This window comes from Collinsella aerofaciens (assembly GCF_039062365.1).
Lineage (GTDB): Bacteria > Actinomycetota > Coriobacteriia > Coriobacteriales > Coriobacteriaceae > Collinsella.
This window is the reverse complement of sequence record NZ_JBCJBI010000005.1, coordinates 43197-64182: the sequence shown is the minus strand read 5'-3', so window position 1 is coordinate 64182 and position 20986 is coordinate 43197. Positions and strand designations below refer to the sequence as shown.

General features: G+C 60.7%; 17 protein-coding genes. 7 read left to right on the top strand and 10 right to left on the bottom strand.

Translation table 11 applies throughout. The annotated features are described in order from the left end of the window. The first annotated feature begins 50 nt into the window (after positions 1-50). From ABCN01_RS04060 to ABCN01_RS04050, 3 genes are read left to right on the top strand one after another with little or no spacing between them, the layout of a single operon-like run. Positions 51-1850, top strand: a complete 1800-nt coding sequence (locus ABCN01_RS04060) for a histidine kinase N-terminal 7TM domain-containing protein (RefSeq protein WP_342996696.1) — start codon at positions 51-53, stop codon at positions 1848-1850. Positions 1851-1852: 2 nt separating this feature from the next. Continuing rightward, positions 1853-3346, top strand: a complete 1494-nt coding sequence (locus tag ABCN01_RS04055) for a sensor histidine kinase (RefSeq protein WP_342996695.1) — start codon at positions 1853-1855, stop codon at positions 3344-3346. Continuing rightward, positions 3343-3963 (top strand): response regulator transcription factor, encoded by a 621-nt coding sequence (locus ABCN01_RS04050; protein ID WP_006236292.1) that lies wholly within the window; start codon positions 3343-3345, stop codon positions 3961-3963. The genes ABCN01_RS04055 and ABCN01_RS04050 overlap by 4 nt, the downstream gene beginning before the upstream one ends. A gap of 111 nt (positions 3964-4074) precedes the next feature. On the opposite strand, the gene ABCN01_RS04045 is transcribed toward ABCN01_RS04050, so the two are convergent. The 4 genes from ABCN01_RS04045 to ABCN01_RS04030 form a co-directional block, all read right to left on the bottom strand. Then, positions 4075-4917, bottom strand: a complete 843-nt coding sequence (locus ABCN01_RS04045) for a hypothetical protein (protein ID WP_342996694.1) — start codon at positions 4915-4917, stop codon at positions 4075-4077. Positions 4918-4997: 80 nt separating this feature from the next. Continuing rightward, the gene (locus ABCN01_RS04040) at positions 4998-6221 is read right to left on the bottom strand and encodes an SPFH domain-containing protein (RefSeq protein ID WP_342996693.1); all 1224 of its coding nucleotides are present in this window, start codon (positions 6219-6221) and stop codon (positions 4998-5000) included. Between the two features lie 48 nt (positions 6222-6269). Next, positions 6270-7592 carry a hypothetical protein gene (locus tag ABCN01_RS04035; protein WP_342996692.1) on the bottom strand — a complete coding sequence of 441 codons (1323 nt, stop codon included), beginning with the start codon at positions 7590-7592 and terminating at the stop codon, positions 6270-6272. 24 nt (positions 7593-7616) lie between these two features. Further along, on the bottom strand, positions 7617-8354 hold the full coding sequence (locus ABCN01_RS04030) for a DUF4428 domain-containing protein (protein ID WP_342996691.1): 738 nt from the start codon (positions 8352-8354) through the stop codon (positions 7617-7619). A gap of 386 nt (positions 8355-8740) precedes the next feature. On the opposite strand from ABCN01_RS04030, the gene ABCN01_RS04025 reads away from it, so the two are divergent. Next, a complete protein-coding gene (locus ABCN01_RS04025; protein WP_342996690.1) occupies positions 8741-10276 on the top strand; it encodes a helix-turn-helix transcriptional regulator in 1536 nt (511 codons plus the stop codon). 181 nt (positions 10277-10457) lie between these two features. On the opposite strand, the gene mgtA is transcribed toward ABCN01_RS04025, so the two are convergent. Then, positions 10458-13223, bottom strand: coding sequence for a magnesium-translocating P-type ATPase (mgtA, locus tag ABCN01_RS04020; protein WP_342996689.1), 2766 nt, complete (start codon positions 13221-13223; stop codon positions 10458-10460). Positions 13224-13661: 438 nt separating this feature from the next. Between mgtA and pyrE the strand changes: the two genes are divergently transcribed. Continuing rightward, positions 13662-14342 (top strand): orotate phosphoribosyltransferase, encoded by a 681-nt coding sequence (gene pyrE, locus ABCN01_RS04015; protein WP_342996688.1) that lies wholly within the window; start codon positions 13662-13664, stop codon positions 14340-14342. 363 nt (positions 14343-14705) lie between these two features. Here pyrE and ABCN01_RS04010 read toward each other — a convergent pair whose 3' ends face one another. Further along, the gene (locus ABCN01_RS04010) at positions 14706-15560 is read right to left on the bottom strand and encodes a MurR/RpiR family transcriptional regulator (protein ID WP_342996687.1); all 855 of its coding nucleotides are present in this window, start codon (positions 15558-15560) and stop codon (positions 14706-14708) included. 323 nt (positions 15561-15883) lie between these two features. Between ABCN01_RS04010 and ABCN01_RS04005 the strand changes: the two genes are divergently transcribed. Continuing rightward, positions 15884-16420, top strand: coding sequence for a PTS sugar transporter subunit IIA (locus ABCN01_RS04005; protein ID WP_342996686.1), 537 nt, complete (start codon positions 15884-15886; stop codon positions 16418-16420). Positions 16421-16657: 237 nt separating this feature from the next. Further along, positions 16658-17215, top strand: coding sequence for a hypothetical protein (locus ABCN01_RS04000; protein WP_342996685.1), 558 nt, complete (start codon positions 16658-16660; stop codon positions 17213-17215). A gap of 484 nt (positions 17216-17699) precedes the next feature. Here ABCN01_RS04000 and ABCN01_RS03995 read toward each other — a convergent pair whose 3' ends face one another. The 4 genes from ABCN01_RS03995 to ABCN01_RS03980 form a co-directional block, all read right to left on the bottom strand. Then, positions 17700-18368, bottom strand: a complete 669-nt coding sequence (locus ABCN01_RS03995) for an HAD family hydrolase (RefSeq protein ID WP_342996684.1) — start codon at positions 18366-18368, stop codon at positions 17700-17702. Between the two features lie 124 nt (positions 18369-18492). Next, positions 18493-19527, bottom strand: a complete 1035-nt coding sequence (hypE, locus tag ABCN01_RS03990; RefSeq protein WP_342996683.1) for a hydrogenase expression/formation protein HypE — start codon at positions 19525-19527, stop codon at positions 18493-18495. Between the two features lie 84 nt (positions 19528-19611). After that, complete coding sequence (gene hypD / locus ABCN01_RS03985) at positions 19612-20724, bottom strand: hydrogenase formation protein HypD (protein WP_342996682.1); 1113 nt, start codon at positions 20722-20724, stop codon at positions 19612-19614. After that, the gene (locus ABCN01_RS03980; RefSeq protein ID WP_342996681.1) at positions 20724-20984 is read right to left on the bottom strand and encodes a HypC/HybG/HupF family hydrogenase formation chaperone; all 261 of its coding nucleotides are present in this window, start codon (positions 20982-20984) and stop codon (positions 20724-20726) included. The genes hypD and ABCN01_RS03980 overlap by 1 nt, the downstream gene beginning before the upstream one ends. Positions 20985-20986 lie beyond the last annotated feature (2 nt).

The window sequence follows — 20986 nt, the reverse complement described above, 5'->3', positions numbered from 1 at the left end:
CCGCCCGGACCGCGCCGGTTGCGGATCCCAGGGGCGGCAGGCTCTTCGCCATGCCGCGATTCCTTGTTGGCATAACGCATCAGGTGTACCGTCACCGCGTCTTTGCTATCGCCGGTGCCATCACCGCGCTGTTCCTCGTGCTTTTGGCAGTCTTGCCGGCGCTGTTCGCTTTCGACCCCAAACTTTCTAACGCCGTGCCCGCCTATAGCGAGGTGTCCGAAGAGGTCGTGGATGCGCTCGTCCATTCGAGCTCTCTCCCGCTGCTTGTCGCCGCAATTGTATTTTCAATTTGGGGCGTATCGGTCTATCTGCGCTGTTTGGACTATGTGTTGCGCCGCCGCCTTGTTGCCATCGCCACCATCTGCGCCCTGTGGATGATCGAAGTCATTCTCAAGTACAAGTCGTTCACGCCGTTCTATGCCACCGTGCTGTGGTACCTGTACTACGTGCCCATGACGCTCATTCCGCTGCTCTACCAGTTGTGTGGTTTGCGCCTTGCGGGTCTGGAGCAACACCGCCTGGGTCGCCGCTACTGCGCTGCGCTGTGGATTGTGGCCATCCTGCTTATCGGATTTGTGCTCACCAACGATTTTCACCAGCAGGTCTTCCACTTTGACCGTACAAGCGACACCTGGAGCAACGATTACACGTACGGCTGGGGTTATTTTGCCGTCCTCGTGTGGACGGCCTTTGACTTCGTGGCCTTTTTTATCCTGGTTGGTCGGTCCTCGTCCTTTCGCATCCAACGTTTCTCGGGCACGGCGGCGCTCGTGCTGCTGGGCGGCGCGTTCTTTGCTATCTCATATGCGTTGCGCGTGCCCTGGGCATGGAGACTCAACTTCTCGCTCATCTATTGCGTTCTGTGCGTGGTGGCGATGGAAATCTGTCTCGATTGCGGTGTCATTCCGTCATATCACGACATCGCCGGCATTTTCGACACCTTGCCGCTTGACCTCAAAGTTCTAACGCGCGACCTGCAGGAAGTCTATGCCACGCCGGCGTCAAAGCCAATGCCGGTAGGCGTGCGCGAGGAGTTGCGGACCCAGGCGCACGGCCGCGCCCATGCCTTTGCCGTGGCGTCCGATCCCGATGTGATGTACCGTGCCTTTCCACTGCTGGGCGGATCGGCCCTGCTTGCCCAAGACGTGTCGGATCTCAACGAGCTTAACCGTGAACTGGCACATCGTCGCATGGAGCTGCAGCGTCAAAACGAGCTGCTCGCCGCCGACTACGACCTTAAGACGCACCTGGCAGACCAAGAGGCCGAGACCTTGCTGGTCCAAGACGTGGACCAGGCGCTTGCCCGCGCGCTCGAAGGGATGTACGACCTGCTGAGCTCGCTACCGCCGTTGACCGATGAATCGTCTTCGCACGAGCGTTACCGCATGCTGCAGCGCGCCAAGATGCTCGTCGCCTATTGCAAGCGCAAAGGGTCGCTCACGTTGGCACAGCACGGGGAGAGCGGTTTTGATCGCGACCGCATTCAGCTCATTGCCAACGAGCTCGCAAGCGACCTGCGCACCATCGATATCGATTGCGCCTCGATTATCGCCATACGGCGCCCGATGCACGCCAGTACGGTAAGCGCCCTGTACGACTGCGTGTATGACTTTGCGTTTTTTGCCTACACCACCGACCATCCGGCGCTTATGTATCACTTGGGCGACCATGACCGGTGCAGTGTCGAGCTGCGTGCCACGCTTTTTTCCAACGATGATGAAGATCTTTCGCAGACGCCCGCTGCGCAAGAGCTCGAAAGCGCTCTGCAAGGGCGCAACGTGGCATACCGCCTTGAGGGCGAACCCGGCCAGTTGCGTATGATCGTGTTGATGCCGCGGGCGGGTGAGTGACGATGCAGATTTCGCTCATCCTTCCCCAAATCGTTGCACTCGATATTGTCTTTGCCCTGGCTGCGTGCCTGCAGACGATCCACGTTCCGCTCATCGCATCGCGCCGCTCGTCCTATAACCGTAAGGCGGTTTGCACCTACGAGGCGAGCCTCGTGCTTCACCTGGTGGTTTCGGCGCTTATCCTGTTCGCGTCGTCTGGCTCGTATCTGGTGGCGCCGCTTGACGTTTGCGCCAGGGCAATGGGCGGAGCGCTGTGGCTCAATGCCGCAATCTTTGCCTATGGCGTGGTGCTTATGGTGCGCTATCGTCGCCCCGTCATGCTGGTCGAGCTGCTGCTTGTTGTCGCCGTGACGCCGCCGGTGGTTTTTGCCATGGGCTCGGCGTGGACCGTTGTCCTTATCGCAGAGGGAGCGTTCTTCCTGTTCCGTTCCATCGCGGCGCTCTTGATGGACGTCCGTAACCGCCAGGAGGATATCACCGCGTTCTCGACGATCGAGACCATCAACGTGATTCCCGTGGGCATCCTGTATCTGGACCCGAGGGGCCGTCCGCTGCTCATGAACCGCTGCATGCGCAAAAACCTGGTGGAGCTTCATATGCCCACCGACCTAGGCGATATGAGCGGTACATGGAACGGCCTGCGCAAACTCAGCATGCAAATGCCCGAAAGCAGCCAGAACCGCGTGCGGATTAATCTGGACCGCTTTGGTGAGGCGCGGGCGGTGGTCGAGGTTTCTCCCGCCGAGATTCGCTTGTTTGTGCACGATAACGTTATGGTTTCGGGCCGCCTCTTTGAGCGCATTATCGGCCTGGATGTAACAGAGTATGCGCATGCTCATGATCGCCTAGCGCAAGCCAACCACCTGCTTGAGCTTGCGGGCCAAGAGCTCCAAGCCCAGATCGAAGAAGTCAAAAAAGTTGCTGACAATGCGGCCTATCTGCGTATGCGCGCTCGCGTGCACGACGTGATCGGGCAGCGCCTGTCCATCCTCCATCGTTATCTGGAGGAGGGGCGCCTGGATGACGAGTCGCTCGAGCAGATCGACCCGCTGCTGCGCTCAATTGCCGCCGATTTGCGCAGTGGCGGTGCCAGCGAGCCTGCAGAGCAGCTGGGTGATATCGTCCATGCTTTTGGCCTGGTGAGTGTGCAGATCGATGTTGAGGGTGCGCTGCCTGAGGACGCGCGTGTCGCCGCCGCATTTTTGCAGATTATCCGTGAGGCCTCGACCAATGCCACCAAGCATGCACAGGCCCATCGGGTCCATGTGCGCCTGTGGCGGGAGACGTCGGAAGACAGCGCTGTTGCGCGGATGACCGTTTCTAACGACGGCGCGCCTGCACCCGTATCGTATCGCGAGGGAACGGGTATCCCAGGTATGAGGCATGTCGCGCAAGATCTGGGCGGCTGCCTGGAAATCCATGCCGCCCCGCCCTTTACGCTTGCGGTGTCCATCCCGCTCAACGCCAGCGCCACAGCTCAAAGGAGAAGCTCATGATCCGCGTCCTTATAGTCGAAGACCAGGCCATCCTGCGCGAGAGCCTGGCGCGTTCCGTTGGCGACCAGCCCGATATGACCGTTGTTTCCGCCATTGCCGATGCTTCCGAGGCCTTGGGTGTCGCGCTCAAGGAGCGCCCGGACATGATACTGATGGACGTATGCACCGAGCATGATTCCAACGGCATCGTGGCGGCGGCGCGCATTAAAGAACAACTGCCCGAGTGCCGCGTCATTATCATGACCGGCATGCCCGAGATCACCTTTGTCGATCAGGCCCGCGAGGCGGGCGTCGATAGCTTTGTGTACAAGAACGTCGGTATCGACGAGTTGTTCGCCGTGATGCGCTCCACGCTGGCGGGCTATTGCACGTTTCCCAAGCCGCCCGAGAGTATTTTTTCGGGTACGGCGGCACTCGACGATGTTGAGCTATCGATTTTGCGCCTTGCCTGCGAGGGCAAGAGCCGTCGCGAGATCGCGGCCGAGCTGTTTATGAGTGAGGGCACCATCAAGCGTCGCATCTCGGAGATCCTCAACAAGACCGGCTACGACAACATCATGCGCTTGGCCGTGCGCGCAGTAACGGAGGGCAGCATCGTTCCCAATATGGAGCGCTAGCGCTCGTTACGCATCGGCACAAAAACGACGGGGCCGCAGGATCAACTCCTGCGGCCCCGCCTGACATGTGCGCGGATGTATCTGCCAATCCGCGGCCGTCGATGTCTGCCGCTACGCGATGGTTGCGCTGTAGGAGGCGACGTCCTCGTAGGAATCGGTCAGGTAGGCGTCGATGCCGATGGTCGTGTTGACCAGGTCGTCAAGGCTGTCAAGCTCGCCGTTCGAGAACGTGAATTCCTCGGTGGCGTTGGTGCCGGGCATCAGGTGAGCCGAGAACCAGGGGTCCTTCATGGTGCCGTTGACATTGGTCTTGCCGGAGGGAGCGTAGAAGGTCAGGTCCTTGTCGCTCTTGTTGGTGATGTTAACGACAAAGCCGATGTCGCCCCAGTCGTCCTTGAACTTCTCGGTGATGGTGATGGTGCACAGGTCGTCATCGGCGACGGTGACGGCGGGGGAGATTTCGATGCTCTGGACGTCGTCGTCTTCGACGGCCTCATCGATCTCTTCTTCCTTCTCGGCGTTCTCGCGATCCTTCTTCACCGTACCGGACAGGTCCTTGTCGGACTTCGTAAAGACGAGTTCGTCCCCGTCAGCCTCGAGGACGAGCTTGCCGTCCTTGAGCTTCATGTCCTGCGAATCGCCGTCGGCGGTGATGGTTGCGGTGGTGGCGTCCTTGGCCTCCCACTTAAGGTCGACAACCTCAAGGAACAGGTCGAGGGAACCCGTGCCGTCCTCATCGAGGATCAGGATGCAGTTGACGCCCCACTCCTCGAGCATGTCCATGTACTCATCGGTCAGCTCTTCGCCCTCCAGGGTTCCGCCCGAGAACTTCCAGCTGCCGACGAAGTTGGCCTTGGGGTCCTTGCCGCCGCCGCTGCAGCCCGTCAGGGCAAAGGCGAGCGCCAAAACGCATGTCAGAAATGCGAGTGCGGACTTTTTGAACGTTGTCTTCATGGTGTCCTCCTTCTTGTGTGAAAACCCATAGAAGCAAATGCGGGGGTGGCGGAACCCCCGCCGATTACCAGATAAAGGGGCTAGGGCCGGGGTGTTCCGCAGTTGCTGCAGAACTTGCCGCCGTTTTCGCTACCGCAGTTGGGGCAGAACCACTTGGCCGGTGCCGGGGCGGGTGCGGGGCTACCGCACTCGGGGCAGAACTTGCCGGTGTTGGTGGCGCCGCAGCTGCAGGCCCATGTGCCGGCCGCAGGTGCGGGGGCGGGTGCCGGAGCCGGCTGCGGGGCGGCCTGCTGCTGTGCCTGGCCGGCGGCGAACAGCTGGCTGGCGTTCATGCCGCCCATGCCACCTGCCATGCCCATGCCCATAAAGCCGGCCATCGCGCCGTTGGGGTTGGCCGCCGCCGCGCGCATCGCGTCGCTCTGGGCGCTGGCAATGTTGGCTGCTGCCATGGTGGGATCGCGCATGACCGCGGCCTTCTGCAGGTCCTTGATCATCTGCTCGTCTTCTTGCGAGGCGGCGATGGAGTTAACGCCAAAGCTCACGATCTCGACGCCGCGCAGGTCGCGCCAGTCGGCGGAGAGGACCTCGTTGAGCGCGCGGGCGAGCTCGGTGGTGTGACCGGGGATAGCGCTGTAGCGGATGCCCATCTCCGAAATCTTGGCAAAGGCGGGCTGCAGGGCGGTGAGCAGCTCGGACTTAAGCTGGCTGTCGATCTTGTCGCGCGTATAGCTATCGGTCACGTTGCCGCACACATTGGTGTAGAACAGCAGCGGGTTGGTGATGCGGTACGAATACTCTCCGTTGCAGCGCACGGAGATGTCAACGTCCAGGCCAATGTTGTTGTCGACCACGCGGAAGGGCACGGGCGAGGCGGTGCCGTACTTGTTGCCGATAATCTCCTTGGTGTTGATAAAGTAGACGCGCTGGTCCTTGCCGGCGTCGCCGCCAAAGGTAAAACGGCTGCCGATATTGGCGAAGGTCTCCTTGATGGAGTCGCCCAGGTTACCGCTAAAGACGCTCGGCTCGCTGCCGGTATCGAAGACGAACTCACCGGGCTCCAGCGCGACTTCGATGATCTTGCCGTTTTGCGCCACGAGCATGCCCTGGCCGTCGTTGACGGCGATGACCGAGCCGTTGGAGATGACGTTGTCCTCGCCGCGCGTGTTGGAGCTGCGGCCGCCGGTGCGCTTACTGCCCTTGCAGGCCAAGACGTCAGCGGGCATCGATTCGCAATAGATAAATTCCTTCCACTGGTCGGCCATGACGCCGCCGGCAGCACCCAATCCAGCTTTCAAGAGTCCCATGGTGATCTTCCTTTCTCGTCAAAGGCCGGGTGGTATTGGTCAGAATGGTTAATCGTCCTTGTTGTCCTTCATGACGACCGAGGTCTCGGTATGGCTGAAGGTGTCGTGCTTCTCGGTCAGGTCGAAGTCTCCGCAGTAGTAATCGGCGTGGGTGGCCTCGTTGGCTGTCTTGAGCTGGCCTACCAGCAGTACGTCCGCGATGATTACGATGATCAGCGGCGCGACGATGTTGATGAGGATGCCTTCGATATCAAAGGTGAGGTAGTCTGGATCGAAGGCATTCCCACCCATAAAGAGAATCTGGGAGAGGACAAACCCGATCACAAAGAACAGCACCGAGGCGATAGCAAGCTTGGGCTTGGAACAGGGGAGCTCGCCGACCATGCGGCCGGTTTGGCCGTTCATGGCAAACAGGTAGCTCTTGCCGTTCCACGAGGTAGAGAGCATCCAGACGGGGAACAGGGCGTAGTTGCTGTCTTCCCAGGTGTAGTCGAGCTGCTTGCTTTCGACCGTGGCGTCGTCGTACTCGTCGATGACGGTCTCACGCAGGGCCGAGATCGTGCTCTCCTCCATGCGGCGCTCGGCGCGCGCCTTGCAGGTCTCGCAGTCCTCGTCGTAGCGGTTGGCGATGTAGCCGGGCATATAGGCGACCGAGAACGGACGCAGCGCATCGTAGTCAAACGGTTCGATGGCGTCCATGTGGCCGTCGGGCATCTTGGAAGATCCGTCGACGGGCACGCGCTCAAACGAGATATTGCCCTTACGGTAGGCATCGTAGTGGTCGGTGGTCGTGACGGTGCGGTCGGATTCCTCGGTCACGGTCTCGTTGGTCGCGTCAAAGTACACTTCGCCGTCCACGCGGGCGCCGTAGAGCCAAAACGGCACGTAGACGCCTTGGACCTCGTCGATGTGGTTGCCGGTGACAAAGCTCTTGGGCAGCAGGATCTTGCCCTTGTAGTGTTCCTTGAGCGCGGCCATGACATCGTCGCGCCCGAGCTTAAACGGAATCACCAGATCGGGCGAGAAATCTCCCGAGAGCTGGCCGGGTGCCACGGCGGAGTTGCCGCAGTACGGGCAGGTGGTAACGGCGACAGTGCCGTCCGAGACCAGCTCGGCGCCGCACGACGAGCAGATATAGCCGGCGTTTTGGGCGAGCTCCTGCACCGCGTCGTCGGCGACGGGCTTTGGCGTTGCGGCTGCGGCATCGGCTTTGGCGTCTGCCTTGTCCTGGCGCTCGCGATAGAGGGGCTCGACTTCTTCGACTTCAAAGCGCGAGTCACAGTAGTCGCAGACGAGCTTTTGCTCGGCGCTGGCAAAATGCAAGGGGCCACCGCAGGCAGGGCACTGATAGTTAACGCTCTCGAAGGCCATGATCGGTCCTTTCGCTGCCGGAGGCTATGCGCCGATGGCGCCGCCGCAGTATTCGCAGCGCCCACTGGCATCGGGAATGGTGGTGGCTCCGCAGAAGGGGCAGGTCACCGCGGTCTTGGGGGCCTTGGCGGCCACGACGCTGTCGCGCGTCTCCTGGCGCAGCTGCACCAGCGCGTCGCGGACCTCGGTTGCCTGGCGCTTGGCCTCGCGGTATTCGATGGAGCCGCGCTGATCGATGGTGGAGTCGTTCACGCGCAGGTTGATCTCGGTAAAGTACGGCGTGTTGACGTGGATGGTCAGATTAAAGTCGTAATCCAGGTCGTAGCGCGGCGGGTTGTAGCTCTCGCGCTCGCCGTCCTTGGTCTCGCGATAGATCTCGGTGCGATGCTCGTCGATATCCATATCGCAGCCGAGTACCTGCGAGAACTCGATGATGTCGGGATTGGCGTCGCGCCAGCGGCTCTGCGAAGTGATGATCAGCAGGCCCGCGTCCTCATCGAGCATAATATTGGTGCGCCCGGCAGAAAGCGTGCGCGTGGGGTTGAACGAAGACAGGCGTTCGGCGTTGGCCTCGCGGTAGGCGAGTTGCTCACGGATGTCGTCCGCGGTGCTGTAGCGATAGCCGTGAAAGTAGGGGGAGAGCTTGCCGGCGCACTCTTTGCACAGGTAGCCTTCATTGATTTTTGTCTTACCTAGAAGTCCCAGCTCGGTACCGCAAATCGCGCACTCTTTCTTCTCGAACATCTTGTCAAAGAAGCCCATGGCTGCCTCCCATCAACTGGTAGCGTGTGTCACTTTTGATGATGGGGGAGTGCGCGATCCTTCGCGATACCCAGACGGCTCAAGGAGTCTCCACAACTGGGACACATGGCCCATTTTTCATCCGACACATAGGGACACTCCTTGCTGCGGGTAGTCATTGGGCACTCATTGGGGACGTACTTCAATGAGTGGCAGTTGGAGACACTCCTTGCCGAGCTAGAGGCCGCGCGTGTCCCTTCTGGTCCATGAGGCTCAAAACCGCGGTGTGACGTGAACGGCTGGGGTCAAATTTGCAGCATTTCAAGCCTGGCTTCGATATTGAGACTGGTTCTTTATTAAAATAGATTTCCAGACAATTGAGCGACTGGGGGTTAACCATGGGGGACATGGGAGACACAACCGCATATTTGCGTCGGGGCATTCGGGAGATTATATGCCTGGCGCTGTTCTTCTTCACGTTTTTGGCGTGCGAGTATCTCTTTGACGTGCGCATGGCCGAGTTCGTGTCTCCGGACGAGGTTGTTATTTATGAGAGCCTTGTTATCGGCGCGAGCGTGATTGGCTTTTTTGTGCGTCCTATTCTGTACTATCGCCGTCCCCATGCCATTGAAGCAACGAGTGACGTTACGGGCGTTTTGCTGGTGGCGGCATTGCTGCTGTTGATTATGGCGGTTCAGGTTGAGGTGATAATTGCCGGCGGTTTGGTGGCGTGCTGCGCGCTGGGCTACTGCGGATCGACTACCCATGCAAACTTTGCGCGGCGCTTTGCACGGACGCCCTGCTTGGCGCGTGCGGCTGCACTTTCCTACGCCATGGGCGTTCTGGTGCAGGTGCTCAACCACATGGTGATGCCTGCCGGCATTCCTCAGCAGGCTGTTCTGGTCGTCTGCGCGATCGCGCAGGTGGCGTCGCTCCACGGTGCCCGACGCGCCAAGCTGCGCGACGAGTCCGATCCCAGCTTTGAACCCAGTGTTGCCGGGCTTTCGGTAGATGCTCTGGAATATGGCGCCAAGTGGCATGACGATCCCGAGGCAAAGGCGGCATTCCGCCGCACTGCAGCTCGCTTGACCGTGGCGACAGCGTATCTTTCCGTCGTATTCGCCGCTCTCAACGCGGGCCTCACGACCCTGCATGCTACCGGAGCCGTTGATTTGGGTGACTGGCCGCGCCTGCTGCTTGTCGTGAGCTCGTTGGCCGCCGGCGTCCTATTTGACCTGCGCGGCCGTTCGTATATGAATATCGGCATGACATGCGCCGCCATGTTGTCTACGCTTTCGTTTTTTGTGCTCATCGTCGAGGGCAATGGCGGCAACGAGCTTGCTGCCACGATCATCTTTTATCTGGGCTCGGGCTTCTTTGTGGTGTTCTTTACCACAAAATTCGCCGCCATCTCGCTCTATGCGCGCTGGTCATATTTTTGGCCGTGCATGGGCCGCGTCGTCAACAACGTGTGCTCGATGCTCGTGACGGCGCCGGCAGTGGCGATTATTTTGAGTCAAAACGTGCTGGCTGCAGTCGGCGCGGCGCTCGTGATGTTTGTGGGTATTGCGATTACGCTGCTGGGGCAGTTGGGGCAACGAGCCGATGATGCCGCGATGCGGGACGGACTGACGCTTGCCACCGACGATCTTGGTGGGGATCTTGCGCCCACATGCTCCGACCCCGAGCCCGTGGAGGCAGCGGAGCTCACGTCCGATGAACGCCTTGATGCCTTCGTCGCCACCTTTGGGCTTACAGAGCGCGAGCGCGATATTCTTGAGGTCTTGGTCGTTTCGGACCAGAGCGTTCAGGACATCGCCACAACGCTCTTTCTTTCGCGCTCCACGCTCTATCGCCACATTTCTTCGATCAACAAAAAGGCCGGTACCGCCTCGCGCGTGGCCCTCATCAACTTCTTCTGGTCCTGGACGCCCAAGGACTAGCTAATCTCCCAATAAGTTGCGGTGGAATAGTCCCTAAATTAAAGTCACGGGGCTTTAAACAGGAACTATTTCACCGCAACTGCTGGGGGGATAGACTGCGGCGGCGGCAGAGGCAACGGCAGCGGCGTTGGCAGCTGTGGTAGTGGCAACGGCAGCTGGCAGGGTGTTTTCCGTCTACTTGCTACAGCAGCTCGCCGTGGCGGGCAATGTAGCGGCGCTTCGCCAGCTGGGTGAGCGCGATATAGGCGGTAACGATGCCAATGAGCAGCCCAAAAAAGCTCGTGGGCAGCGGCATGAGGCCGAGCGCATCGGCGATGGGGCTTGCCGGCAGCCAGGTGACGAGCGCCAGGCCCAGCACGGTAAGAACGCACAATGCGGGCGCGGCGTGGTCGCGCGGGCTCGGCAGATGCGGGGAGCGCAACATGTGGACCACGAGTGTCTGCGACCACATGGACTCGACAAACCAGCCGCTCTGGAAGAGCGCAGCAAAGGTCGCCATACCCGCGACGTCGCCCGCGGTGGCAAGCTCGGACCAGCTTGCGTCCACGGCGGCGGGGCACACGACAAAGAAGAGCGCGGCGAAGGTCACGATGTCAAACAGCGAGCTCACGGGGCCCAGCTCGAGCATAAAGCCCTTGATGGACGCGGCGTCCCAGGCACGCGGGCGGGCAGTCCAGGCGTCATCGACGGTGTCCCACGGCAGTGCGATGCACACGATCTCGTAGACCAGCGACAGCAGTACCAGCTGCAGGGCGCTCATGGGCAAAAACGGCAAGAACAGGCTCGCGACGGTCACGGACAGCACATTGCCAAAGTTGGAGCTCACCGTGGTCTTGAGGTACTTGAGCAGGTTGCCGTAAGTGCGGCGGCCTTCGATGATGCCGCGCTCGAGCACGCCCAGGTCCTTCTGAAGCAAGATGATATCGGCGGATTCCTTGGCAATATCGACGGCCGAATCGACCGAGATGCCGCAATCGCTCGCACGCATGGCGGCGGCGTCGTTGATGCCGTCGCCCATAAAGCCCACGGTGTGGCCGAGCATCTCGCGCATGACACGTACCAGGCGCGCCTTCTGCAGCGGCGAGAGCTTGGCGAAGAGGTGGGTTTTCTCGGCGCGCTTGGCAAGTTCGGCGTCATCGAGCGCATCGATCTCGGAGCCGAGCAAGACGTTGCTCGCATCGATACCAATCTGCTCGCAGACGGTGGCGGCGACGCGGTCGTTGTCGCCGGTTAGGACCTTGACCGCCACGCCCTTGGCCTCGAGGGTGGCGACGGCGCCCGCGGCACTTGCTTTGGGCGGATCGAGGAAGGCCAAAAAGCCCATCAGCACCATGTCGCACTCGTCGGCGATGCCAAACTCGCCCACGCAGCGCGGATTGGTCTTCTGCGCCACGGCAATTACGCGTAGGCCCTCGGCGTTAAGTCCGGCGATCTGCTTGCGAATCTGGGCGAGCTTCTCGTCGGTGAGCGGCTGAGCGATGCCATCGATCTCGACAAAGGAGCAGATCTCGAGCATTTCCTCGGCAGCGCCCTTGGTAACCATCTGGGTTTTGCCTTGGGCGTCGGCGACAACTACGCTCAGGCGACGGCGCGAGAAATCGAAGGGAACCTCGTCGACCTTGGTGTAGCGGTCGCGCAGGCTCTGGCCCAGCATGGAATCGGGTGCGACGGTCGAGGGCGTCACATCGGCACGGTCGATTACGGCCAGGTCGATAAGATTTTTGAGGCCGGTCTGGAAGAAGCTGTTCAAAAACGCATGGCGCAGCACGCGCGCGTCCTCGTTGCCATCGGTGTTGAGGTAGCGCTCGAGCACGATGCGGTCTTCGGTGAGGGTGCCGGTCTTGTCGCAGCACAGCACGTCCATGGCACCGAGGTTTTGGATCGCCGGCAGCTCCTTGACGATAACCTGGCGGCGGGCAAGGTCCTTGGCGCCCTGCGACAGGCTCGTGGTCACGATGACGGGAAGCATCTGCGGCGTGATGCCCACGGCCACGCTCGTGGCGAACAGCAGCGCGTCGATGACGTTGCCCTTGGTGGCGGCGTTGATGGCAAAGACGGCCGGAGCCATAACGAGCATGAGGCGTACGAGCAACATGGAGACGCTCGAGACGCCGCGATCAAACGCGCTCTTCTCGCCGCGCCCGTTGAGCATCTTGGCGATGCCGCCCAGGTAAGTGTCCGAGCCGGTGGCAACGACAAGCGCCATGGCGGTGCCGTTTTGCACGGAGGTGCCGGTAAAGACGATGTTCTTGCAGGCAGAGAGCGGCAGCGCGGAGCTATCGGCACCCTCGACGACGGTGGCGGCGGTCTTTTCGATGGCCTCGCTCTCGCCGGTGAGCGCGGACTCGATCACAAATAGGTCGCGCGCGGTGATGATGCGGGCATCGGCCGGCACCATATCGCCGGCAGAGAGGCGGATTACATCGCCGGGGACGAGCTCGTCGAAGGGGATCTCGATGCGCTCGCTGTCGCGCAGGGCGGTACAGGTGTTGGAGACCAGGTCCTTAAGGGCTTCGGCCGCATTGCCGCTGCGGGCTTCCTGGATAAACTTCATGCCGCCCGATACCAGCAGCATGATGCCGATGACGATGACCGTGGAGGGATCGCGCTGCGGCTCGGGCACGGCGAGTACGTCGATGTAGAGCGAGACCAGCGCGAGCGCGGCGAGGATGCCAGCGAAGGGATCGATGAACGCGTCGGCGATGCGGCGCGCGAGCGTCTTGGTCGGTGCCTCGATGGTGTTGGGGCCAGAGGCGTCCAGACGCTCGGTTGCCTGCTCGGCGGTGAGGCCGTTTGCCGTGGCGTCGAGCAGCACGAGGGCGTCCTCGGCGCTATGGGTAGCGGCGAATATGGTGTTTTTGGACAGGCCGGTGTGAGCGGCAGGGCGCGCCGTGCGACGGCGCTTGGAGATAGCTTCGAGTACCGTGGCGGTTTTGAGCATCAGCATAGGGTCCTCCTTGTTGAAGGGAGTTAGCGTACGTGTCGTATTTGCTTCAAAAAACCTAGATGTCGCTCACGTCATGCTCTCGAACCACCACAAAGGGGACAGGCACCTTTGTGGTGGTTTTGACGATCGATTCGTGGCGCTTATGCGTGTGCGGAATCCTCGCGGCGTGCCGAGGGCAACATGCAGGTTTTTCGACTATGACTGCCTTCCATGGCACACCTCCTTAAGGCTGGGCGCAGCGCGCTTTGGGTATCTCGTACCCGTTTTAATCCGCCCGTATTCTTGATGAGGGGGGGTTGCAATGTCAACCCCATTGTTCGGAAAACCATTGTCGCTGATAAAGCCTTTACAGAATACCGTGGCCTCAAAGCGCGCCCGCATCGACGCCCTGCCTGCGCTAAACTGGAGGGCACGTACGCGATTACGAGAGGAGCCCGCATGGAGGCTTACAAGCAAGAGTTCATCAAGTTTATGGTCGAGTCCAACGTCCTTAAGTTCGGCAGCTTTACGCTCAAGAGCGGCCGTCAGTCCCCGTTCTTTATGAACGCCGGCGCTTACGTGACGGGCTACCAGCTCAAGAAGCTGGGCGAGTATTACGCCCAGGCCATCCACGATAACTTTGGCGACGACTTTGACGTGCTGTTTGGACCGGCCTACAAGGGCATTCCCCTGGCCGTCGTGACCGCCATTGCCTACCACGAGCTGTACGGCAAGGAGGTCAAGTACTGCTGCGACCGCAAGGAGGCCAAGGACCACGGCGCCGACAAGGGCAACCTGCTGGGCTACGAGCCCCAGGACGGCGATCGCGTGGTCATGGTCGAGGACGTCACCACCAGCGGCAAGTCCATCGACGAGACCTATCCCAAGGTCAAGGCTGCTGCCGATGTCGAGATCAAGGGCCTCATCGTGTCTCTCAACCGCATGGAGGTCGGTAAGGGTGGCGTGACCACCGCTCAGAAGGAGATCGAGGCCAAGTACGGTTTCCCCGTCGCGAGCATCGTCTCCATGGCCGAGGTCGTCGAGACCCTCTACAACCACGAGATCGACGGCAAGGTTGTCATCGACGACGAGCTCAAGGCCGCCATCGACGCCTACTACGAGCAGTACGGAGTCAAGTAGGTTCCGCCGTTTTGCCGAACGGCGGACCGGTCGACGCTGCGCGGGCCGCATTTGGACAATCTGACGTTCAACTTCAAGGGCGCGACCAGAAGGTCAGCGCCCTTTCGTTTCACGTCACCTTGTCTCAAATGCGGCCCGCTCGCTGTCGCTGCCAAGACATCGGCGTTGCCGCGGTAGTCGTTGGGGACGTTCTTAAACGACTAGTCATTGGGGACGTTCTTGTTTGACTAGTCGTTTAAGAACGTCCCCAATGACTAGGCAGAAATGGGCGTGGATAATCTCCCGGTTTTGACCTGTGTGCGGGCTCAAAGTGGGAGATTATCCACGCTCGTTAGTTAAGCGTCCAAAAATCCACGCTCGTCGCTACTTGAGCCCGGGCAGGCGGGTGTAGGGAAACGAGCGCTCCAGGAATTCGGAGCAGCGGACGTAGTCTTTGGCGAAGTAACTGCTGTAGAGCGAATCGAGCACGTATTGCACGGCGATGTGGCTCGCGAACTGTGTGATGCGATGCGTCATGCTCTCGTGGTCACTCACCGTAAGGTAGGCGGCAAAGCCAGGGTGAATGCGCGCGCAATGAGGCGTGCCGATGACGACGACCGGGACATGCCGACTGCTGAGGATCGGCAGGATATCCTTGAGGTTGGGGGCAAGGCCACTGTAGGAGATGGCGATTGCCACATGGTCGGGGCCCGAGGCAAGCGCCGTGCGCACCTGGGCTTCGGAATTGTCGTGGCACGTTGCGCTTTTACCGGCGGAGAGCAGGCGATCGCGGAACATTCCCGCTGGATAGAGGTTGTGCGAGCCCGTGTAGATGTCGACCTGTCGGGCGTTCGCGATGAGCTTGGCGGCGTGGTCAAGCTGCGTGGGGTCGAGCAGCTCCTGCGTTTCGGCCAGCGTGGTCTGGTAGAGCCCCTCCATGCGTTCCATAACCTGCGCAGGGGTGGACGTAGCGTCGAAGGGAAAGTTGATGTCCACGTCGCAGCGGTTTCCCGCCTCGGTTGCCAAGCGAATAAGCTCGACTTTGAGGTCTTTGAAGCCCTCGAGGCCGAGCTTTTTGCAAAAACGGTGCACGCTTGCGACCGAAACGTTGGTGCGTGCGGCAAATTCCTTAATAGAAAGCACGCGGATGTCCTCGCCGATGGCAAGGGCTGCAATGCCGAGTTGCTGCTCGGTGGGGGTGAGGCCCTGCGCCTCGGAAATCTTGCGTTTGATATCCATGCGAACTCCCACACTCGCCAAGCCTGCCAAAAAGGGACAGGCTTATTTTGGCACGTTTCGGTCGGTATCAGGAAGTGTCAGGGGCGGGGCGGCGGTCCGTGGGCGCGAAAAGAAGTGTCGGGTTTGGCGCGCCCGCTTCTGTCCGTCCCGTGCGCAGGCGATACTCGGCTTATCGACCCGCGATGCAAAGGAGATGCTCATCCCACGAGCACTACCGGGAAGGGCTCTCGATTCGCGCCCTCACCTTAGCAATTTGACCATTTGGCACTATAATCACCATAGGCATGCGCATGACGTTGCGCTTAATCAAGAGGAGAAAACGTATGGGTCTGTTTGATATGTTCAAGAAGAAGGCTGAACCCGCGGCTGCTGCTGCTCCGGCCTCCATCTCTGCTTTTGCCGGCGCCGACGTGCTGTGCTCGCCTGTCAAGGGCAAGGTCATCAAGATGGCTGACGTTCCCGATCCCGTCTTTGGTGGCGAGGTCCTGGGCAAGGGCTGCGCCGTGTGGCCCGAGGATGACCTGGTCTATGCTCCCTGCGACGGCAAGGTGACCGTCACCATGGGTCACGCCGTGGGCCTGCAGTCCGATAGCGGCATCGAGGTTCTGGTGCACGTTGGCGTCGATACCGTCAACATGAATGGCGACGGCTTCGAGGGCTTCGTCAAGGCCGACGACGTCGTGAAGGCCGGCCAGCCCATGCTCAAGATCGATCGCGCCAAGATCGCCGCTGCCGGTTACAAGGACTGCGTCGTCGTGGCCGTGTCCAACACCGCCGAGTTTGCCGATGTCGAGCTCGCCGTCGAGGCTGAGTCCGCCGTCGCCGCCGGCGATGCCATCGTCAAGGTCGTCCGCAAGTAAGCTGTAGCGTCCAGAGGATGTTTTAGGGTGGTTGGATTGTCCGGCCACCCTTTTTATTAGACCGGGTGCACACGTTTTATTGCGCGTTGTGCAAGTCTACAGACCGTTCGGATGCTAAAACGAACCGACCGCGCCTTCGTACTGCCGAGGGTGTTCATTAGTTGATAGTATGGGCCTACCTTATTACAACGTGCGCCGTGTCCGGGAAGCGCGGTGCCGCTCATTGGGAGGAACAACATGAAAAAGAAGCTGCTGCTTGCGCCCCTCATGGCCGTCTTGGTTGCGTGCGTGGTCCTGCTTTCCGGCTGCGGAGGCCCTTCGGTCGAGGAGCTCATCACCAAGGACCTTACGACTCAGTTTGATGAGGTTAAGAATGGCGGAGACGATTTCCTCGCCGGTCTGGAAGAGGCTTCGGGCGACGAGTTCGAGCAGCTGGGCATCGATCCCAAGGAGTATGCCAAGAGCTATCTCGAGGGCTTTGACTACAAGATCGGCGACGTGACGGTCGACGAGGACAAGGGCACCGCAACTGCCGAGGTTACCATTACCTGCAAGTCAATGAACCAGATCGTTGAGGATTTTGCCACCCAGTACCAGGAGAAGGTCGCCGCGCTCGATTCGATGCCTTCCGATGACGAGTTGTACAAGATGGCCGGTCAGGTCATGGTTGATGTGACCAAGGCTGCTAAGACCAAGGACACCACGGTCACCTTCAAGTACACCGCCAATGACGATGGCGAGTGGTCTGCTGACGATTCCGCAACCAACGAGATGATGAATGCGATGATGAACTAGTTCGTTGCGGCGTTTTACCAAACGCCGCAACTGCTCGACGCTGCAAACGCCCCTAAGCGGCAATCTGACGTTCAATTTCAAGGGCGCGACCAGAAGGTCAGCGCCCTTTCATTTCACGTCACCTTGCTCGCTTAGGGGCGTTTTCGCTGTCCGTCCTCTACCTGCGACGTCGCCATTGCTGGAGTGGTCATTGGGAAGGCGGCACTTGGGGACGTTCCTTTTCTGTCGGCAGTTGGGGACACTCCTTGCGCCAGCGTTGCATCGAGTGGTCGGGAAAATGTGGCCCGGTTTTTGGCCGAATTCCGGGTCGCGGTTTCCGGATGGGGTGGGTTGCGGAAAGTGCGACCCGGAATATTGTTCTGAAACGGGATGGCGTTTCCCCGACGCGTCTCAAACGGAAAGCGCATCCCATTCCGGAGCTCCAAAACGGGACGCGCTTTCCGCGCGGAAGAATTGTCGCAGCTACGTTAAGCGGTGCTGCTCGTTACTCGCCCAGAATCAGCGCCGCGAGCTCTTCCTGAGTGTCAACCACGTAGTCGGCGCCGGCTGCTTCGAGCTCTGCGCGGCCGCGGAAGCCCCAGCTAACGCCCGCGCTCTTGAGGCCGGCATTGTGACCGGTCAGAACGTCGACATTGGAATCGCCCACATAGAGCGTGGTTGCCGGGTCGGCGCCCAGCGCTTCCATCACATGCAGCGTGACGGGTGCTTCGGGCTTGGGCGGAAACGCATCGACACGGCCCTGGACCAGCGCAAAGCGGTCGGGACCAAAGTACTTCTCGATAAGCGGGGCCGCCGAAATATGGTCCTTGTTGGTGAGCACGGCAAGCTGAACGCCCGCTGCGCGCAGACGGTCGAGCATCTCAATCGTTCCGGCGTAGGGTGAGGTGTGGTCCTCCTTGTGCTCGCCGTAGTAAGCCCTAAACTCGGCAAGCGTCTGCTCAAACATGCGACCGTCGCCCGCATATTCGGCGGGCATAAAGCGCTCAACCAGCTTGAGCATACCGTTTCCCACCTTGTAGCGGTACTCGTCCACAGCAAACGTGGGCCAGCCGTGCATCTCGCAGGTATGGTTGCCGGCGGCCGCCAGATCCTCGAGCGTGTTGAGGATTGTGCCGTCTAAATCAAAAATCACATGGGAAAAAGCTGCTGCCATGAAAGCTCCCGTCATTGGGTTCCAAAACGCACATCATGATACTGGGCTGGCGTGTCGAGCGTGCTTGGAATCTGAATGTCTTTAACGGCATCGAGACGCATCACGCTAGCCGTGCAATTCCGCCCTAGCAAATCCTCGGCAGCTGCTCTCCTACGAGCATGTCGAGGATGCGGGTCGAGCCCCAGCCGGTGCGTACGCGCACGGCGGGTCGAGCGTCCGGTCCAAGCGGCAGCACGCGGCCGATAATCGCGGCGTTCTCGCCGTAGCGGGCGGCACGCATGGCGGTTAGAGCCGCATCGGCCTGCTCGGCCGGCACCACGGCGACCATCTTGCCCTCGTTTGCCACCTGCAGCACATCATAGCCGAGCATCTCACAGGCGGCCTGCACATCGGGGCGCACGGGCGCGGCATCCTCGTCGATCTCCATGACAACGCCGCTGGCCTGCGCAAACTCATTGAGCGTGGATGCTAGGCCGCCACGCGTGGGATCGCGGAAGCATCGTGTGTCGGGGGCGGCGGCCAGCACATCGGCAATCAGGTGGTTGAGCGGCGCGGCGTCGCTCTCGATGTTGCTCGAAAACGCCAGGCCCTCGCGCTGGCTCATGATGGCGATGCCGTGGTCACCCAGCGTGCCCGAGACCAGGATGACATCGCCGGCCTGGCAGTTTGCTCCGCTGAGTGTCACGCCCGCGGGTACCTCGCCCACGCCGGCGGTATTGATGTAGACGCCGTCGGCCCCGCCGCGCTCAACCACTTTGGTGTCGCCGGTGATGATCGCCACGCCCGCCTCGCGCGCCGTCTCGGCCATGGTCTGCACGATCTGACGCAGCTTGTCCATGGGATAGCCCTCTTCGAGGATAAAGCCGCACGAAAGGTAACGCACATTGGCACCCGAGGTCGCGACATCGTTGACGGTTCCGCACACGGCGAGTCGGCCGATATTGCCGCCGGGGAAGAACTGCGGCGTCACCACAAAGCTGTCGGTCGACATGGCGATGCTCCCGCTCGCGGGTAGTGCGGCGACGCCGGCATCGTTGCCCTCGAGCAGCTCGGGCGACCCAAAGGCATCCAAAAAGACCTCGTCGATGATGCGTTTCATCATCTGGCCGCCGGAGCCGTGACCCAGCATGACGGTGCTATCGGTAACGCTATGGGACATATCGAAAACTCCAATCGTGGGTGGAATTATATGGGTGAGGCGCAGCGTCGACCGGTCCGCCGTTCGTTAGAGCGGCGGAACCTATTAGCCTCGGTAGCGGAAATATGCTGCGCAGCTGCCCTCGGAGCTCACCATGCAGGGGCCGACGGGATGCTCGGGTGTACAAGCGTGGCCGAACAGAGGGCAGTCGCTCGGCGTAATGGCTCCGCGCAACACGTCGCCGCAGCGGCATCCGCGCGGCTCGACTGTCGGTTCAATGGGCACGTCATAGCGGGGGCCGGCGTCAAAGCGCGAGAATTCGGGGCGGATGGAAAGGCCCGAGTTGGCAATCGGCCCCAGCCCGCGCCATGTGGTATCGCACGGCTCAAATACCTGCTCGACCAGCTGGCGCGCCACGGGATTGCCGTCGGCATTGACGCCGCGACGGTAGGCGTTGTCGATCGCGGGCTGCCCCTCGACAACCATCTGGACCAGCATGCAAATGCCCTGCAGAATGTCGACCGGTTCAAATCCCGTAACCACGCCCGGGGTCTTAAACTCGTCGACCAAAAAGCCAAAGGGGGCTAAGCCCGTGATAGTGGCGACGTGGCCCGGCAGGATAAAGCCGTCGATGGTGGTCTCGGGATCGTTGGCGATGGCGCGCAGCGCCGGCGGCGTGGTCTTATGGGCGCAGTAGACCGAGAAGTTCTGCAGCCCGCGTGCGTCTGCCTCCAGGATGGCGGCGGCGATGGTGGGAGTGGTGGTCTCAAAGCCCACACCCATAAAGATGACCGGGCGGTCGGGGCTTTGCTCAGCGATGTCGAGTGCGTCGAGTGGTGAGTAGACAATGCGGATGTCGCGCCCTGCCGCCTTTTGCGCGGCGAGCGAGGTGGACGATCCAGGCACGCGCATCATGTCGCCAAAGGTGGTGATGATGGCGCCGTCTATGTTGGCGAGCGCGATTGCATGGTCGATATCGCGGTTGGCGGTAACGCAGACGGGGCAACCCGGGCCGCTCAGCAGCTTGAGTCCCGCCGGCATAATGGAGCGAAAGCCATAGCGACCGATGCTCACGGTGTGCGTGCCGCAGACTTCCATAAGGTTGATGGCGCGGTCGCCGACAAGCTCGTTGATGCGCTCGATGAGCTCACGAGCAAGCCGTGGGTCGCGAAACGCTGAGAAATCGATGCCGGAATGTACCGGCTGCCCGATTGCCATTAGTACACCTCGGCAGGGTTGCTGGTCAGCTGATCTTCTTCGACCAGTTCGGTCATGGTATTGACCAGGTCAAGCGTCTCCCGCGCCTCTTGTTCGTCGACGATTTGGATTCCAAAGCCGGCGTGAACCAGGATGTAGTCGCCTATCTGAGCTGTCGGCACGAGCCTCAACGACACTGGACGCTCGATGCCCATCATGTCGACGGTCGCCCTTAGGTCATCGTCGCGTTTGATCACTTTACCGGGAACGGCAAGGCACATAA

Bases quoted from the DNA above. Each gene is read 5' to 3' on its own strand.
- ABCN01_RS04000 (WP_342996685.1), top strand. From the start codon at position 16,658: ATGAAAAAGAAGCTGCTGCTTGCGCCCCTCATGGCCGTCTTGGTTGCG.
- ABCN01_RS04010 (WP_342996687.1), bottom strand. From the start codon at position 15,560: ATGGATATCAAACGCAAGATTTCCGAGGCGCAGGGCCTCACCCCCACC.
- ABCN01_RS04040 (WP_342996693.1), bottom strand. From the start codon at position 6,221: ATGGGACTCTTGAAAGCTGGATTGGGTGCTGCCGGCGGCGTCATGGCC.
- ABCN01_RS03995 (WP_342996684.1), bottom strand. From the start codon at position 18,368: ATGGCAGCAGCTTTTTCCCATGTGATTTTTGATTTAGACGGCACAATC.
- ABCN01_RS04060 (WP_342996696.1), top strand. From the start codon at position 51: ATGCCGCGATTCCTTGTTGGCATAACGCATCAGGTGTACCGTCACCGC.
- mgtA (WP_342996689.1), bottom strand. From the start codon at position 13,223: ATGCTGATGCTCAAAACCGCCACGGTACTCGAAGCTATCTCCAAGCGC.
- ABCN01_RS04005 (WP_342996686.1), top strand. From the start codon at position 15,884: ATGGGTCTGTTTGATATGTTCAAGAAGAAGGCTGAACCCGCGGCTGCT.
- ABCN01_RS04050 (WP_006236292.1), top strand. From the start codon at position 3,343: ATGATCCGCGTCCTTATAGTCGAAGACCAGGCCATCCTGCGCGAGAGC.
- ABCN01_RS04035 (WP_342996692.1), bottom strand. From the start codon at position 7,592: ATGGCCTTCGAGAGCGTTAACTATCAGTGCCCTGCCTGCGGTGGCCCC.
- ABCN01_RS04030 (WP_342996691.1), bottom strand. From the start codon at position 8,354: ATGGGCTTCTTTGACAAGATGTTCGAGAAGAAAGAGTGCGCGATTTGC.
- pyrE (WP_342996688.1), top strand. From the start codon at position 13,662: ATGGAGGCTTACAAGCAAGAGTTCATCAAGTTTATGGTCGAGTCCAAC.
- ABCN01_RS04045 (WP_342996694.1), bottom strand. From the start codon at position 4,917: ATGAAGACAACGTTCAAAAAGTCCGCACTCGCATTTCTGACATGCGTT.
- hypE (WP_342996683.1), bottom strand. From the start codon at position 19,527: ATGTCCCATAGCGTTACCGATAGCACCGTCATGCTGGGTCACGGCTCC.
- hypD (WP_342996682.1), bottom strand. From the start codon at position 20,724: ATGGCAATCGGGCAGCCGGTACATTCCGGCATCGATTTCTCAGCGTTT.
- ABCN01_RS03980 (WP_342996681.1), bottom strand. From the start codon at position 20,984: ATGTGCCTTGCCGTTCCCGGTAAAGTGATCAAACGCGACGATGACCTA.
- ABCN01_RS04025 (WP_342996690.1), top strand. From the start codon at position 8,741: ATGGGAGACACAACCGCATATTTGCGTCGGGGCATTCGGGAGATTATA.
- ABCN01_RS04055 (WP_342996695.1), top strand. From the start codon at position 1,853: ATGCAGATTTCGCTCATCCTTCCCCAAATCGTTGCACTCGATATTGTC.